The sequence below is a fragment of the Flavobacterium sp. SOK18b genome (assembly GCF_014156605.1).
Taxonomy (GTDB): Bacteria; Bacteroidota; Bacteroidia; order Flavobacteriales; family Flavobacteriaceae; genus Flavobacterium; species Flavobacterium tiangeerense.
In genome coordinates this window covers 1-16,709 of the sequence record NZ_QKNZ01000019.1, presented here as the reverse complement: position 1 = coordinate 16,709, position 16,709 = coordinate 1, and the positions used below count along the sequence as shown (strand labels likewise).

General features: G+C 33.0%; 12 protein-coding genes. 9 read left to right on the top strand and 3 right to left on the bottom strand.

Going from position 1 to position 16,709, the window contains the following annotated elements; translation table 11 throughout:
* Positions 1 to 22 precede the first annotated feature (22 nt).
* The 3 genes from DNC80_RS04300 (at position 23) to accD (ending at position 4,648) form a co-directional block, all read left to right on the top strand.
* Positions 23 to 2,590, top strand: coding sequence for a BamA/TamA family outer membrane protein (locus DNC80_RS04300; protein WP_182649520.1), 2,568 nt, complete (start codon positions 23 to 25; stop codon positions 2,588 to 2,590).
* A gap of 61 nt (positions 2,591 to 2,651) precedes the next feature.
* A complete protein-coding gene (gene fbaA, locus DNC80_RS04295; protein WP_144891512.1) occupies positions 2,652 to 3,719 on the top strand; it encodes a class II fructose-bisphosphate aldolase in 1,068 nt (355 codons plus the stop codon).
* A gap of 74 nt (positions 3,720 to 3,793) precedes the next feature.
* Positions 3,794 to 4,648: an acetyl-CoA carboxylase, carboxyltransferase subunit beta gene (gene accD, locus DNC80_RS04290; protein WP_086454725.1), complete on the top strand. Its 855-nt coding sequence runs from the start codon at positions 3,794 to 3,796 to the stop codon at positions 4,646 to 4,648.
* Positions 4,649 to 4,777: 129 nt separating this feature from the next.
* Here the strand turns inward: accD and DNC80_RS04285 are convergent, their stop codons facing one another.
* Positions 4,778 to 6,028: an ABC transporter permease gene (locus DNC80_RS04285; RefSeq protein ID WP_182649518.1), complete on the bottom strand. Its 1,251-nt coding sequence runs from the start codon at positions 6,026 to 6,028 to the stop codon at positions 4,778 to 4,780.
* 196 nt (positions 6,029 to 6,224) lie between these two features.
* Between DNC80_RS04285 and purH the strand changes: the two genes are divergently transcribed.
* The 6 genes from purH (at position 6,225) to rodA (ending at position 13,451) form a co-directional block, all read left to right on the top strand.
* Positions 6,225 to 7,751: a bifunctional phosphoribosylaminoimidazolecarboxamide formyltransferase/IMP cyclohydrolase gene (gene purH / locus DNC80_RS04280; protein ID WP_182649516.1), complete on the top strand. Its 1,527-nt coding sequence runs from the start codon at positions 6,225 to 6,227 to the stop codon at positions 7,749 to 7,751.
* 53 nt (positions 7,752 to 7,804) lie between these two features.
* Positions 7,805 to 8,833, top strand: coding sequence for a rod shape-determining protein (locus tag DNC80_RS04275; RefSeq protein ID WP_086454445.1), 1,029 nt, complete (start codon positions 7,805 to 7,807; stop codon positions 8,831 to 8,833).
* 102 nt (positions 8,834 to 8,935) lie between these two features.
* Positions 8,936 to 9,760 carry a rod shape-determining protein MreC gene (gene mreC, locus DNC80_RS04270; protein ID WP_182649514.1) on the top strand — a complete coding sequence of 275 codons (825 nt, stop codon included), beginning with the start codon at positions 8,936 to 8,938 and terminating at the stop codon, positions 9,758 to 9,760.
* A complete protein-coding gene (mreD, locus tag DNC80_RS04265) occupies positions 9,753 to 10,259 on the top strand; it encodes a rod shape-determining protein MreD (RefSeq protein WP_144891504.1) in 507 nt (168 codons plus the stop codon). Before mreC ends, mreD begins: the two co-directional genes overlap by 8 nt.
* Positions 10,256 to 12,241: a penicillin-binding protein 2 gene (gene mrdA, locus DNC80_RS04260; RefSeq protein WP_182649512.1), complete on the top strand. Its 1,986-nt coding sequence runs from the start codon at positions 10,256 to 10,258 to the stop codon at positions 12,239 to 12,241. The genes mreD and mrdA overlap by 4 nt, the downstream gene beginning before the upstream one ends.
* Positions 12,216 to 13,451, top strand: coding sequence for a rod shape-determining protein RodA (gene rodA, locus DNC80_RS04255; protein ID WP_182649510.1), 1,236 nt, complete (start codon positions 12,216 to 12,218; stop codon positions 13,449 to 13,451). The genes mrdA and rodA overlap by 26 nt, the downstream gene beginning before the upstream one ends.
* Positions 13,452 to 13,508: 57 nt before the next feature.
* Here rodA and DNC80_RS04250 read toward each other — a convergent pair whose 3' ends face one another.
* Positions 13,509 to 14,324 carry a DNA/RNA non-specific endonuclease gene (locus DNC80_RS04250; protein ID WP_182649509.1) on the bottom strand — a complete coding sequence of 272 codons (816 nt, stop codon included), beginning with the start codon at positions 14,322 to 14,324 and terminating at the stop codon, positions 13,509 to 13,511.
* Between the two features lie 159 nt (positions 14,325 to 14,483).
* Positions 14,484 to 16,661, bottom strand: a complete 2,178-nt coding sequence (locus DNC80_RS04245; RefSeq protein ID WP_182649507.1) for a carboxy terminal-processing peptidase — start codon at positions 16,659 to 16,661, stop codon at positions 14,484 to 14,486.
* Positions 16,662 to 16,709 lie beyond the last annotated feature (48 nt).

Sequence of the window (16,709 nt, the reverse complement as noted above, 5' to 3'; positions counted from 1 at the left end):
GAATTAAATATATTAAGACCTCTTGAAAAAAATTTCTACAAAAATAACTGCATTTATTCTAATTGCAATACTTATTTGTGCCTGTAACGCCGTAAAAAGAGTTCCTGAGGGCAAATTATTGCTTACAAAGAATGAAATAACGGTGAATGATAAAAATGTTTCTGATGAAACTATTTTCAATCAATTGTATCAAAAACCAAATAGCACCTTACTTGGATACCGATTAAGACTTAATTTATACTCTATTGCAAATTTAAATCCTGATTCAACTTATCAAGCTAAATTTACTAATAATCCCAACAAGTACAATCGTAAATCAAAATGGCTTTCTGCAAAACAGGTTGACCGATTAGGCAAATCTTTCTGGTACCATGGCATTCATGATTTTTTAAAAACTACCGGAGAAGCTCCCGTTATTTTAGACAAAGAAAAAGCAGATAAATCGTTATTCAGATTAAAATATTATTTTTTTAATAACGGTTTCTTCAATGTAAACGCATCATATGTTATTGACACACTTGAAAGAAAAAAAGGGAAAATTAAATACAATATTATATCTGGTTCAGAATATACTCTGGATACTATAAAAACAACAATATTAACACCTACCCTAGATTCTTTATATACTTCTATAAAAAGCGCAAGCTTCATTAAAGCTGGCAATACGTATAAGACAGTGGATTTTGAAAATGAAAAAAACAGAATCACAACTCATTTTAGAAACAATGGCGCTTATTATTTCCAGCCAAATTATATCACATTTGATGTAGATACCATAAAAAAAATTAACAAGGCAAACATCAATTTATTAGTTGCGAATTATTCATACCAAATGAATGACAGCACTAAAACGGAACCGTTTAAGCTATATAAAATTAGTGATGTAAAAATATATTCGGATTACAGCCCTAATTTGAATTCGTTTCAAATCAAAGACAGCGTGACGTATAATGGCTTTACAATTTACAGTCAAAACAAACTTAAATACAAACCAAAAGCCATAACTAATGCACTTTTTATAACAAAAGGAGGATTGTATGCCGATAACAAAACCGTACTGACAACACGCTATTTGAACAATCTTAAAATTTTTAATTATCCCTCTATACAGTACGAGGTAGATAAGAGAGATACTACTGCACAATCTCTTATTGCTAAAGTATTCTTGACACCACGAAAAAAATATAGTTTTGGCACCACTCTTGATGTGACACATTCTAACATTCAAGATTTTGGTGTTGGAGTTAGCATCTCTGAAACTGTGCGCAACGTATTTAATGGTGCCGAAACATTAGAACTGGCAGTGCGCGGCAACATTGGCTCCTCTCGAGATTTAGCTAATCCGAATAATAATTTTTTCAATGTATCTGAATATGGTTTAGATCTAAAACTAAATATCCCAAGGATTTTTATGCCTTTCAGAACCGAAAAAATCATCCCAAAAAGCATGATTCCTTCAACATTGATTACGGTAGGTTTTGCTAAGCAACAAAACATTGGACTTGATAAAGAAAACTTTACGAGTACACTATCTTACAATTGGACTCCACAAAAAAACAATACAGCACGATTTGATTTGCTCAACACACAATTTGTACGAAATTTAAATTCTCAAAATTATTTCAATGTTTACAAATCATCCTATAATGCTTTAAATAACATTAGTAAAGAATACAACACCAATAGTACTTATTACGATAACCCAACATCAAAAAATCTTCTTATTGAAAGAGGTACTTCGGGATTTACAAATGATGTATTGAGTAATAGTGGCACATTTTTAAAACCTATAGAACCTGCTGATTTTCAATCTGTAAAAAGCATTGAAGAAAGAAGACAAAGATTAACCGAAAATGACTTTATTCTAGCTACAAATTTCACTTTTTCAAAAACCACTAAGAAAGATATAACTGATAATACCTTTTATTTATTTAAAACCAAAATTGAATCTGCTGGTACGTTATTGTCTGCTTTTGCATCTTCAACAAAACAAAAAAGAAATTCTAATGGCAACTATGAAATCTTTAATCTAGAGTATTCAGAATACATTAAAACTGAGTTTGATTACATCAAACATTGGGAACTTACAAAAGATAAAGTAATTGCATTTCGATCTTTTTTTGGTATTGCTATTCCCTTTGGCAACTCTGACAATATCCCATTTTCAAGAAGTTATTTTTCGGGAGGATCAAATGATAATAGAGCTTGGCAACCCTATGCACTGGGACCAGGAAGCAGTGGAGCGGTAAATGATTTTAATGAAGCCAATATGAAAATTGCCATAAGCGGTGAATTTCGATTTAAAGTTCTTGGCGATTTAAAAGGTGCTTTATTTGCAGATGCCGGAAACATCTGGAACGTACTAGATAATGTTGAAGATGAAAAATCTACGTTTACCAGTTACCGAGATTTTAAGGACATCGCAATAGGCTCTGGCTTTGGACTTAGATATGACTTGAGTTTTTTTGTTATCCGTTTTGATTTGGGTTTTAAAACCTATAACCCAGCCAATGAAACAAATAAAAGATGGTTTAGAGAGTACAACTTTACGAACTCCGTTTTAAATTTTGGTATAAATTATCCGTTCTAATACTATTTAATTCCTATTTTTGCAGAACTAAAAACTAAAAAAATTACTTAATATTAACACTATGGCACACAACATAAAACCAGGAGTAGCAACAGGAGATCAAGTTCAAGAAATCTTTAACTATGCTAAAGAAAAAGGATTTGCATTGCCTGCAGTAAACGTAACTGGCTCAAATACAATAAATAGCGTTCTTGAAACAGCCGCTAAACTAAATGCTCCCGTAATCATTCAGTTTTCTAATGGTGGAGCACAGTTTAATGCTGGTAAAGGATTATCTAATGCTGGAGAAAAGGCAGCCATTGCTGGTGGAATTGCTGGTGCTTTGCACATTCATACACTAGCGGAAGCCTATGGTGCAACGGTAATTTTACATACTGACCATTGTGCAAAAAAATTATTGCCTTGGATTGATGGATTATTAGACGCATCCGAAGCACATTTTGCAAAAACAGGAAAACCTCTGTACTCATCACACATGATTGATTTATCTGAGGAGCCAATTGAAGAAAACATCGAAATTTGCAAAGGCTATTTAGAGCGAATGAGCAAAATGGGGATGACTCTTGAAATTGAACTAGGTATTACAGGTGGTGAAGAAGACGGTGTAGACAACTCTGATGTAGATAGCTCAAAATTATACACTCAACCTGAAGAAGTTGCTTATGCTTATGAGGAACTTTCTAAAATAAGTCCTCGTTTTACAATTGCAGCCGCTTTTGGAAATGTACACGGAGTATACAAACCAGGAAATGTAAAATTAACTCCAAAAATCTTAAAGAATTCTCAAGATTTTGTTCAAAATAAATTCAACACAGGTCACAACCCCGTTGATTTTGTTTTCCACGGTGGATCAGGATCAACACTTGAAGAAATCAGAGAGGGAATTAGCTATGGTGTTATCAAAATGAATATTGATACTGATTTGCAATTTGCATTTACAGAAGGCATTCGTGATTATATGATTAAAAATATTGATTATCTAAAAACACAAATTGGTAATCCAGAAGGGGCTGACGCTCCAAATAAAAAACATTACGATCCAAGAAAATGGTTGCGTGAAAGCGAAATCACTTTCAATACAAGATTGGAGCAAGCATTTGCTGACTTGAACAACGTGAATACATTATAATAAAAAGTTTAAAGTTTCAGGTTTAAGGTTTCAAAACTTTAAACTTTAAACCTGAAACAACAAAAACAATAAATATGGCTTGGTTTAAAAGAAAAGAAAAAGGGATTACAACTGCTACTGAAGACAAAATGGACATTCCAAAAGGGCTTTGGTATAAATCTCCTACAGGAAAAATTATTGATGCAGATGAACTTGCTCGCAACTTATTTGTAAGTCCAGAAGATGGTTTTCACGTAAGAATAGGTAGCGCTGAATATTTTCAAATTTTGTTTGACAACAATGAATTTGTTGAATTAGACAAAAACATGACTTCAAAAGACCCTCTTCATTTTGTGGATACAAAAAAGTATGCCGATCGATTGAAAGATGTCATGGATAAAACCAAACTTAAAGATGCCGTACGCACAGGCGTTGGGAAATCTAAAGGTAAAGATTTAGTAATTTGCTGTATGGATTTTGCTTTTATTGGCGGATCTATGGGAGCTGTTGTAGGCGAAAAAATTGCTAGAGGAATAGATCACGCTATCAAAAACAAAATGCCGTTTTTGATGATTTCAAAATCAGGTGGAGCCAGAATGATGGAAGCCGCTTATTCTTTAATGCAATTAGCAAAAACATCCGTAAAATTGGCCCAACTTGCTGAAGCAAAACTACCCTACATCTCTTTATGTACCGATCCAACTACCGGAGGAACTACAGCTTCATACGCTATGCTAGGTGACATTAACATCGCTGAGCCAGGTGCATTGATAGGTTTTGCAGGTCCTAGAGTTGTAAGAGACACCACTGGAAAAGATTTACCAGAAGGTTTTCAAACTGCTGAATTTCTTCTTGAGCACGGATTCCTAGATTTTATTACTCCAAGAAAAGAATTGAAAGACAAGATCAACTTGTATATAGATTTGATTCAAAACAATCCTGTACGATAATTTGAAATCTAAAGCATCGGCTGAATATTATTCAATCGTTTTTGATTCATTAAAATAAAAAAAGCAGCTTCTCATAATTGGGAAGCTGCTTTTTTTTACCATAAATTATTAAAAATTAGAAATAATCTTTTACATACCAGTTCGAATAGCCTCAACAGGATCTAATTTAGAAGCCGAAATTGCTGGTAAAATTCCCGAAATTACCCCAACAACAATGGATAATCCAGAACCTATTAGAATATTCCAAAAACTTAAAACAAATTCAAAATCCAATACATTTGTCAGTAATATAGACAGCAACCACACAATTATCAAACCGATAGTTCCTCCTATTACGCATAGAATAATAGCTTCAAATAAAAATTGAAAAAGTATAAATCTGTTTTTGGCGCCTAATGATTTCTGAATACCAATTAAATTGGTACGCTCTTTTACAGAAACAAACATAATATTAGCCACCCCAAATCCACCTACTAAAAACGAGAAAAAGCTAATCAGTACTCCTCCACCGCGCATTGCACCAATGATTCCGTCTAACAAATCTGTAAAACCAGATAGCACATTGACAAAAAAGTTATCCATTTCATCTACTTTCATACCTCTAAAACTCCTAAGTTTTTGAGCAAGTTCAGCTTTAAAAGCGTCCATATCAACTCCTTTTTCTGGCTTTACAAGGATTACTGGAGTCATCCCATTATTGTTATCGCCATACATACGTCTTAAAAAATTAACCGGTATAAACACGGAGGTATCATTACTGTCCCCAAACATTCCAGCACCTTGTTTTTTGAGCATACCAATTACGGTGAATCTTTGTCCATACAATCGTAAATTTTTTCCAATTGGTTCGCTTTCACCGAAAAGACTCTGAGCAATATCATACCCTAAAACGATTACTGCCGCTCCAGAATTAGATTCAGATTCGTTGTAAAACCTTCCTTTATCAAACTCAAGACCTTGTATGTCAATAAACTCATGAGACACCGGGACAACATTAACATCACTTACAGATTCCGATTCAAATTTTAAGGATTCTCTTCCAACAAAAAACTGAAAAGCCATTTGATCTAAATCATTCATCGAACTTTTCAAATATTCGTATTCATCATATTTCACATCTGGAAATTGCTCTCTTTTCCATTGAGGTATTTCGGAAGGACCAAAAGAAAAACGCATTAGATAAATCGTATTTTTATCTAAACTACTTAAATCTTTTTTAATTTTTTTGTCTAGTGAATCTACCGCAGCTAGAATTGCAATGATTGAGAAAATTCCAATGGTAACCCCCAATAACGAAAGTAAGGTTCTCAATTTATTGTTGCGCAAGGCACTCATCGCAAATCCAAAACTTTCTCGTAACAATCTAAGGTAAACTAACATATAATGTGTATTGTGTTAAGTAAAAATCTATAAATAATATTCAAAAACCTAATAAAAATAAGAAACGTTACATGAATCCTTTCATTTTAATAGAAACTCCAAAAAAGAGATTTACAAATTAAAATTATCTCATTTTCAAATGGCTTAATTTTAACATTAAAAAACTATTTTTGCACCTCATAACTATAACTACATAATGAGCACAACAAAAACAATCCAATCAGCATTAATCTCTGTCTTTTCGAAAGAAGGATTAGAGCCAATCGTTAGACAACTAAACAGACAAAATGTTACAATTTATTCTACTGGTGGAACTGAAGATTTTATAAAAAATCTTGGAATCCCAGTAATTCCTGTAGAAGACGTGACCTCATACCCTTCTATTTTGGGCGGTAGAGTAAAAACATTACACCCAAAAGTTTTTGGCGGGATACTAAACCGTCAGGATAATGAGAGTGATGTGCAACAAATGAAAGAATTTGACATTCCACAAATAGACCTTGTTATTGTTGATTTATACCCATTTGAAAAAACAGTTGCTTCAGGAGCCAGTGAAGCGGATATCATTGAAAAAATAGATATTGGTGGAATATCGTTAATTCGCGCTGCAGCCAAAAATTTTAAAGATACCGTTATCGTTTCGTCAATGGAGCAATACAGTTTATTTTTAGAAACAATTACAAAACAGAACGGAGCCACAACACTAGAAGATCGTAAATTATTTGCTACCAAAGCATTCCACGTATCTTCGCATTATGATGGTGCAATTTTTAATTATTTCAATACAGATGAAACCATTTACAAAGAAAGTATTGCAGATGGTCAAGTTTTAAGATACGGAGAAAACCCACATCAAAAGGGATTTTTCTTTGGTGATTTTGATGCGATGTTTAAAAAAGTTCATGGAAAAGAACTTTCTTATAACAATTTACTAGATGTTGATGCAGCCGTTAATTTGATACATGAATTCAAAAATGATGGCCCAACTTTTGCCATTTTAAAACACAACAATGCTTGTGGACTTGCAACGAGAACAACAATACATGACGCCTATGTTTCAGCTTTAGCATGTGATCCAACATCAGCTTTTGGTGGTGTATTAATTTCGAATACAAAAATAGATGTAGCAACCGCTCAAGAAATCAACTCTTTATTTTGCGAGGTGGTAATAGCTCCTGAATATGATAATGAAGCGCTTAGCATTCTACAGGAAAAGAAAAACCGAATTATTTTAATCCAAAACGAAATGGATTTGCCTCAAAAACAAGTTCGTACATGTTTAAACGGGTTATTAATTCAAGAAAGAAACAACATCACAGATACTAAAGAGGATCTAAAAACCGTTACCAATACAGCGCCTACTGAGCAAGAAATTAAAGATTTAATTTTTGCTTCTAAAATTTGTAAAAACACGAAATCAAACACAATTGTATTTGCAAAAAACGGTACACTTATTGCTTCGGGTACTGGACAAACCTCTCGAGTTGATGCTTTGATGCAAGCTGTTGAAAAAGCTAAAAATTTCGGATTCGATTTACAAGGTGCATCCATGGCGAGTGATGCTTTTTTTCCGTTTCCAGATTGTGTAGCATTAGCAAAAGAGGCAGGTATTTCAGCCGTAATTCAGCCTGGAGGATCTATTAAAGATGAATTAAGCATTAATTATTGCAATGAAAATAATCTTGCAATGGTATTTACAGGAACGCGTCATTTTAAACATTAATTTGTTTAACTTTGTCTGGCATTTTTATATAACTTTTAACCCTTAAAAAACTTATGGGATTTTTTGATTTCATGACCGAGGATATTGCGATAGACCTTGGTACCGCAAACACTTTAATCATACATAATGATAAAGTAGTAATTGACAGCCCTTCGATAGTAGCACGCGATAGAATTTCTGGAAAAATCATTGCTGTTGGTAAAGAGGCCAATATGATGCAAGGTAAAACGCATGAAAACATTAAGACAATAAGACCCTTGAAAGATGGTGTAATTGCTGATTTTGATGCTTCAGAGAAAATGATCAGTATGTTTATAAAAAGCATACCTGCATTAAAAAAACGAATGTTTACTCCAGCACTTCGCATGGTAGTATGTATTCCGTCTGGAATTACTGAGGTGGAAATGCGTGCTGTAAAAGAATCTTGTGAGCGTGTAAATGGTAAAGAAGTATACTTGATTCACGAACCAATGGCAGCCGCAATAGGTATTGGTATTGATATTATGCAACCAAAAGGAAACATGATTGTTGACATAGGTGGTGGTACTACTGAAATTGCCGTTATCGCTCTTGGCGGAATAGTATGTGACAAATCCGTAAAAATTGCTGGTGATGTCTTTACAAATGATATTGTATACTACATGCGTACACAACACAATTTATTTGTGGGAGAAAGTACAGCCGAAAAAATAAAAATCCAAATTGGAGCCGCAATCGAAGATCTTGAAACACCTCCAGAGGATATGTCTGTTCAAGGAAGAGATTTATTAACTGGTAAACCAAAACAAGTAGAAGTGTCTTATAGAGAAATTGCAAAAGCATTAGACAAATCTATTCAAAGAATTGAGGATGCCGTAATGGAAACCTTATCTCAAACACCTCCAGAATTAGCTGCTGATATCTACAATACAGGTATTTATCTTGCAGGTGGTGGATCAATGCTACGAGGTCTTGACAAGAGAATTTCTCAAAAAACAGACTTACCGGTTTATATAGCAGAAGATCCTTTGAGAGCTGTTGTAAGAGGTACTGGTATGGCCTTGAAAAACATAGTTAAATTTAAAAGTATACTTATTAAATAATTAAAACATTTAAAACTAAATCCTAAATAGGCTTACCAATTGAATTAATAATTAGGATTTAGTTTTTGTTTCAATTTACTTTAAAATAATTCATTTAAGAAAATGCAGCAAATTTTTAATTTTATTTTTAAAAACAGCAACCGATTGCTGTTTTTGCTGCTTTTGGGTATATCACTTTCCTTGACTATTCAATCACACTCGTTTCATAGAAGTAAAATAATAAGTTCTGCTAATTTTTTGAGTGGTGGCGTTTATGAAAAAATAAACAATGTCAATGAATATTTGAATTTAAAAGCTCAAAATGACGCATTGGCACAAGAAAATGCAACCCTTAAAAGCTTACTCTTTAATAAAAAAGATACCGCTAGCGTAAAATTAATGGACAGTTTGAAAGGTGTAAAACCTAGTGACATTTTAGTTTCTAAAGTTATTCACAACTCTTATAATGTATATGAAAACTACCTCACTATAAACTCTGGGGAGCTGGATGGAGTAAAACCTGACATGGGCGTGATCAACAGTTTAGGAATTGTAGGAATTGTAGAAAACACCTCAAAAAATTATGCGACCGTAATTTCTATCTTGAATAAACGATCGCAAATTAATGCTAAGATTAAGAAGTCAAACCACTTTGGGTCGTTAAATTGGAACGGAAAAAGTACTGGATTTGTTCAACTGACTGATCTACCAAGACTAGCAATGATAAAAATAGGCGATACGATAGTAACTGGTGGTCAATCTGTTATTTTTCCTGAGAATATAAATATTGGTACTATTTCAAAAATTTACAGAGACACACAAACTAACTTTTATACACTTGACGTAAAGTTATTTAATGACATGACTAATCTAGGTCATGTATATATTATTAAAAGTAAGGACAAGGAAGAGATTACTAATTTAGAAAAAAGAGAAAAAGATGAATAGCACCTTGTTTGTCAACACATTTCGATTTATTCTCTTATTAGCACTTCAGATAATTGTGTTCAACAATATGAATTTACTGGGCTATGTTAGTCCATTTCCTTATGTATTGTTTATCATTTTGTATCCTGTAAATGGAAACAAATCTGCCTTGCTGGCATCTAGTTTTTTATTGGGCATCATCATGGATCTTTTTAGTAATTCTGGAGGAACACATGCAACAGCTTGCATATTACTAGCTTACGTAAGACCTACTCTTTTTAAATTTGCATTTGGATTAAGTTATGAATACCAAACCATAAAATTAAATGAGGTACTTACCCCACAACGTTTTACATTTATCTTACTATCGGTTGTCATTCATCATTTTACATTGTTTTTATTAGAAGCCTTTCAGTTGAGTTTTATCTTAGACACATTACTTACTGTGTTATTGAGTACCATCTTTACAATAATTATTTGCATCATAATTATTTATCTAATCAAGCCTAATAAAAGATGAGAAAAGCACTTTTGCCCGGCCTAATAACCATTGCTACGCTATTATTGGTTGTAAGGATTTTTTATTTACAAGTAGTTGATGAAACCTTAAAATTAGAATCAGAAAACAACGCCATTAAAAAGAAATACGAGTATCCTGAACGAGGTTATATCTATGATCGTAACGGAAAACTACTTGTAGCTAACCAAGCCTCTTATGACATTATGGTTATTCCCAGAGAGGTAAAGAAAACTGATACACTAGAGTTTTGCCAATTACTGAACATTACAAAAGAAGATTTCATAAAAAAAATTGAAAAAGCAACTGTTTACAGCCCGAGGTTGCCTTCTGTTTTTTTATCGCAATTAAATAAAAATGAGTTTGCTGCTTTTCAAGAAAAGATACGAAAATACGAGGGTTTTTACTTTCAAAAACGTTCTCTTCGAGATTATGAAGTGAATTTTGGCGCCAATATTTTTGGCTTTATCACACAAGTAAATGAAAAACTAATTGAAAAAAATCCGTATTACAACAGCGGAGATTTAATTGGAAAACAAGGCGTAGAACAAAGTTATGAAGATTTATTACGTGGTATTAAAGGTGTAAAATATCTTCAAAAAGACAAGCACAACCGTGAAATAGGATCCTACAAAGCAGGTAAGTATGATACTATAGCCGTTCAAGGACAAGATATTAACCTTACTATTGATGCCGAAATCCAAAAATACGGAGAAGAGTTAATGATTAATAAAAGAGGTGGAATTGTTGCCATTGAACCTAAATCTGGTGAAATCTTGGCACTTGTAACAGCTCCATCTTACGATCCCGGAATTCTAGTAGGTAGACAACGCTCAAAAAATTACACAAAATTATACCGAGACTCTATTGCTAAACCATTATACGATCGTGGTTTACTAGCTGAATACCCCCCTGGTTCGCCATTCAAGATTTTAACAGGGCTTGTTGCTTTACAGGAAGGCGTAATTGACTACAATACGACCGTATTTTGTAATCGAGGTTTTAGCTATGCTAGAGGTAGGTTTATGGGATGTCACTGTCATGGAGGCGCGCTTCAATTACATAGAGGAATTTTTGAGTCTTGCAACTCTTATTTTGCAACTGCTTATATGAAAACTATCAATAAGTATGCTAAACCTGCCTATGCAGTTGACGTTTGGAGCAATCACCTTAAAAGTTTTGGTTTAGGCCAATTTATGGGATATGATTTACCTATTGGCAAAAGAGGATTGGTACCAACCTCAAAAACATACAAACGCATGTACCCAAATGGTGGCTGGAGAAGTACTGCAATTGTATCCAACGCTATTGGACAAGGAGAAGTATTGATGACCCCTATTCAACTAGCAAATATGATGGCAACAGTAGCTAATGAAGGATATTATTACACGCCTCACATCATAAAAAAAATAGAAGGTGTCCCAATTGAAAGTAAGTTCACTACTAAACATACCACAACAATTGATAAAAAGTTTTTCAAACCTATCATAAGCGGTTTATTTGATGTTTATAATCTAGGTACTGCACAAAGCCTTCGAGTAGAGGGAATTGAAATTTGCGGAAAAACTGGTACAGCAGAAAACTCAACCAGAATTGGTGGAATAAAAGTAAAAATGGAAGACCATTCCATATTTGTAGCATTTGCTCCAATGAACAACCCAAAAATTGCCATAGCAGTAATGGTAGAAAATGGAGGTTATGGAGTTACAATTGCAGGTCCGATTGCGACTTTGATGATTGAAAAATACCTAAGAAAAAAAATCACTCGTGTAGATCTTGAAAAAAGAATTCTAGCAACCAGTTTACAAGGTCGTTACGCCAAATTAGGTGGACTTTCGGAAACCGTTAAACTGCAATTAAAAATAGCAGATTCGTTACAAAAATTAAAGACAGGAACACCTAAAAAAGTTCCGTTGACTACTGATACCATTAAAGAAAAAAAACTAGCTTCTCAATCTAATGAAAAACCAAAGTATAACAAATAATATTGACTGGATCAGCATCATTATTTATACGGTGCTAGTACTATTAGGTTGGTTGAATATTTATTCCTCCTCATTATCGTCTATGCAAGACACTTATGAGAAGCAATTGATATTCATTTTATTTACTATCCCATTAATCTTTATTGTTGTATCTGTTGATGGTAAGTTTTATGAAAAATATGCTAGTATCATTTTTATTGTAGCACTTTTATCATTAGCTGGTCTATTTTTATTTGGGAAAACCATAGCTGGCCAAAGGTGTTGGTATGCAATAGGAAGTTTTACAATTCAACCCTCAGAGTTTGCAAAAGCAGCTACCTCACTAGCCTTAGCAAAGTTTTTAAGTGATTCTCAAATAAATTTAAAAGATCCAAATAGACAAATTCAAGCACTAGCTATAATACTTTTACCTGTACTTCTTATACTTCCGCAACCAGATCCTGGTAGCGCTTTAATATATAGTATTTTTATTATTGTACTGTATAGAGAAGGTTTGCCATCCTGGTATGTTTGGACGGGTTTCATAACCATTTTATTATTTGTACTTACGTTAGTAATTCAACCTATTTACGTTGTTTTGGCAGCTTTACTTGTCATTGTTTTAGTTCATTATAGATCAAGATTAGCAGATAGAAATATACTATTAAGCAGTATTCTGTTTGTACTGATGTCCGGTTTTGTATTTTCTGTTGATTATATTTTCAATAATGTCTTTAAACAGCATCACAGAGACCGTTTTAATATTCTACTAGGGAAAGCAGTAGATTTAAAAGGATCAGGTTACAATACCAATCAATCAGAAATAGCCATAGGTTCTGGTGGTTGGCTGGGAAAAGGATTTCTAGAAGGCACACAAACAAAAGGTGGCTTTGTACCAGAACAACATACCGATTATATTTTCACAACAGTTGGTGAAGAATGGGGTTTTGCAGGATCACTAGTAGTAATAGCCCTATTTGCAGGATTATTTCTTAGAATTATATATTTGGCCGAAAGGCAAAAAACGAAGTTTAGTAGGGTTTATGGATATTGCGTAGCGGGTATTTTATTTACCCATTTCTTTGTAAATATTGCTATGGTATCTGGAATATTCCCAACAATTGGTGTGCCATTACCTTTTTTCTCCTACGGAGGATCAGGCCTATGGGGCTTTACAATACTACTGTTTATTTTCATCAAAATGGATGCTAATAAAGTGAATGAATGGTAATTGTTGCTTAAGTTTAAAACTATTAGCTTAATCCTTATCGAATGTGTAGTAGTAGATTTAGTTAAAACTCCAATCTTTATAATCCTTGTTAGCTTCTAATTGAATTTCTAAACGATCCTCTAATTGAGGGAAGAAGTTAATTCCCGTGAGTTTTTCTATTGCATCTACAGAGACTACAAATTTATATAAAGGTTCATCACTTGGTTGATTAGGCATTAAAAAACCAATCATTTTCACTCTATTTCCAGAGCGATTCATTAATATTTTATAAAAATATTGAGGCACAGCGACCTTTTCTTTTCCAATAGTTTTTAAGGAATTGTTCAAAACACCTCCTGTCACTACATACACACCATTATCTTTCACTGCCCAATACCTAACTTTTTGCTCTAATCTATTCCAAATACCGTTATTGAATTTCTTATCCTGAGGAGCTATATTTGAGGTCAAAAAAGTATCATTGTACGCTGACATTGAGAATTCCATGTCTCCTGCTGGGCACAAATGCCCTTTATCATAATTAGAATTCTTGTAATTCCTCCAATCAGCAGAACCTGTTATAACCTTAGCATCCTCAATAAAATATGGGCGTTTAAAGTTATTGTTCTTTATGTAATCTTTCTTTAATTCATAAGCCACCCACTCAGCTTGTTCATAATTTTCATTATAAGAAAGAGAATAATAATTGTGTTTCACAATTGTATTTGTTGTCGATATTGGCAACAAATCATTTGTAGTAAAACGCGATTCTGTTTGATTTACATCCTCAAATTTACTTCCGTTTACGTATTCACTCTTTTCATTTGCGATTGGCACAAAACCTATTTGAGTATTTGATATATCCTTTTTACAAGAAAAAAGTATTACAATCATTACAGTACACCCTATTACTATTTTGCTTCTATTAAAACTCATATAACTTAGATAACGTTAAAAAAATTATTGAAATAAAGATAGGGAAATATTAAAAAGAGAACATAAAAAAAAACGCTCAAAATTACTTTTGAGCGTTTTAGTATGGTTGTCATCAAATTATGACTTTACAAGCTTATCTTTTTTTACCTTAACTGGTAACACTTTGTTAGTAAAAGCTTTAGACTGTAAATCATCTAATACATTTAAAGCTTCTTCTACATAGATATCTTTCGACAATGCTTCATGCCATCTCGCTCTTTTTTCTTTCAAAGAACTATCTTGATTCATAGCTTCTATTTCATGTGGTAAAGAAGTGAATCTTAAATCATTCTTATAATCAACAATTGATTTATACTTTTTTGCTTTTTCCTCAATTTGAGCTTGAGCAATTTTAAATTTAGTAATATTTAAACTATAAATATTTTCCTCACTACGGCCATCGATCCATTTTGCATTATCTTCGATCAATTGAAATTGTGGGCTTTGAGTAATTCTATTTTTACTATTCATTATTACTTGGCCAAAATTAGAATTATCACTCCATAATTGATAACTAGTTTGGTCAATTTTATCCCAAGGCATAGCGTTGTCAATATCCCTTTCACCCATTTTTAAATAAGAATAGCGATCCGGCATTACAATATCACTATGTACACCCTCTAGTTGCGTAGATCCTCCATTAATTCTATAAAATTTTTGAGTAGTAGTTTTAATAGCTCCTAAATCTCCAACTGCGCTATTACGAACAAGCGTATTCAAATCATATACATTTTGAACAGTACCTTTACCATACGTTTGTTTACTTCCTATTACAATTCCTCGTTTGTAATCTTGAATTGCAGCAGCAAGAATCTCAGAAGCAGAAGCAGAAAAGCTATTCACCATAATTACAAGAGGACCGTCCCATTCAATTTTAGGATCCTTATCATACAAAACCTCTTTTTTACGTCCAGCTGATTTAATTTGAACAATTGGACCTTGCTCAATAAATAATCCTGCAATATCAACAACCGTAGATAGCGATCCACCTCCATCATCTCTAACATCTAATACGATTCCGCTAACACCTGCATTTTTCAAACGGTCTACTTCAAGAGCTATATCTTTACCAGCATCTCTACCATCTGGATTTTCAAAATCGATATAAAATTTCGGTAAATAAATAACACCATATTTTAATCCATTTTTCTCAACTACACTTGACTTCGCGTATGTTTCTTCAATTTCAACAATATCACGAATGATAGAAACAATTTTAATAGTTCCGTCCACTTTTTTAATCGTAAGACGCACTTCAGAACCTTTTGGTCCTTTAATTTTTTTAACCACATCATCAAGACGCATTCCTACAACATCAACTGCCTCGCCATCACCTTGAGCAACTTTCATAATTAGATCACCTGATTCTAATTGTTTTCCTCTCCAAGCAGGCCCACCAGATATAAGTTCAGATATTTCAGTAAGATCATTTTTCTTTTGTAATCTTGCTCCAATACCTTCTAACTTTCCACTAATGCTTACGTCAAAACGTTCTTTTTCTTCGGCAGCAAAATAATTAGTATGAGGATCAAAACGAGCTGTGATTGCATTTATGTAAACTGAAAACCAATCATTACGATCTAAATCTTTTATAAAACTGAAGTACTCATCAAGAGATTTTAAAGAACTTTCTCTCGTTTCTTTTTCTAATGCTTCAAAAGATTTCACTACATACTTAGCGTCATTTTTCTTCTTATCATCTTCTAATCTTTGCTTGTCAACTAATGAAGAAAGGGTTGATAACTTGATTTGTTTTCTCCATTTATCATTTAACTCAGTAAGATTTTTAGAATATGGTGCCTTTTCATAATCAACATTGAAACTCTCGTCAGTTTCATAATTGAACGGTTTACTAAGCACTGATTTGTAAATTTTAGTACTCTCGTTCATCCTTTTGATCAAACGATCGTAGGTAAGATTAAAAAAACTTAAATCTTTGTTCAATAATTGATCATCTAACTGCAGTTCAAATTTTGAAAACTCATCAATATCTGATTGCAAGAAAAAACGTTTTGAAGGATCTAATGCTACAATGTAATCCTTGTAAATGCCCTTGGAAAAATTATCATCAATTGTAGCAGGGCTATAATGTCCTTTCTCAATAACAAATGTCAATAATTCTAACAGTAATTTATCTTTTTCAGGATCATTACTTTTTGAGCTTTTGATATTAAATGCAAATAAAGCCATCGAAATACATGCGACAACAATTAATATTTTATAATTTCTTTTCATAAAGTGAAGAATAGTATTCATGAATTTTTTTATTCTAAGATACGGTAAAAACCATGCCATATAAAGACA

What these genes read in the sequence shown, in the direction of transcription:
- DNC80_RS04245 (WP_182649507.1), bottom strand. Translation starts at nt 16,661, where the DNA reads ATGAATACTATTCTTCACTTTATGAAAAGAAATTATAAAATATTAATT.
- DNC80_RS04285 (WP_182649518.1), bottom strand. Translation starts at nt 6,028, where the DNA reads ATGTTAGTTTACCTTAGATTGTTACGAGAAAGTTTTGGATTTGCGATG.
- accD (WP_086454725.1), top strand. Translation starts at nt 3,794, where the DNA reads ATGGCTTGGTTTAAAAGAAAAGAAAAAGGGATTACAACTGCTACTGAA.
- rodA (WP_182649510.1), top strand. Translation starts at nt 12,216, where the DNA reads ATGAAAAACCAAAGTATAACAAATAATATTGACTGGATCAGCATCATT.
- DNC80_RS04275 (WP_086454445.1), top strand. Translation starts at nt 7,805, where the DNA reads ATGGGATTTTTTGATTTCATGACCGAGGATATTGCGATAGACCTTGGT.
- purH (WP_182649516.1), top strand. Translation starts at nt 6,225, where the DNA reads ATGAGCACAACAAAAACAATCCAATCAGCATTAATCTCTGTCTTTTCG.
- fbaA (WP_144891512.1), top strand. Translation starts at nt 2,652, where the DNA reads ATGGCACACAACATAAAACCAGGAGTAGCAACAGGAGATCAAGTTCAA.
- DNC80_RS04250 (WP_182649509.1), bottom strand. Translation starts at nt 14,324, where the DNA reads ATGATTGTAATACTTTTTTCTTGTAAAAAGGATATATCAAATACTCAA.
- mrdA (WP_182649512.1), top strand. Translation starts at nt 10,256, where the DNA reads ATGAGAAAAGCACTTTTGCCCGGCCTAATAACCATTGCTACGCTATTA.
- mreD (WP_144891504.1), top strand. Translation starts at nt 9,753, where the DNA reads ATGAATAGCACCTTGTTTGTCAACACATTTCGATTTATTCTCTTATTA.
- mreC (WP_182649514.1), top strand. Translation starts at nt 8,936, where the DNA reads ATGCAGCAAATTTTTAATTTTATTTTTAAAAACAGCAACCGATTGCTG.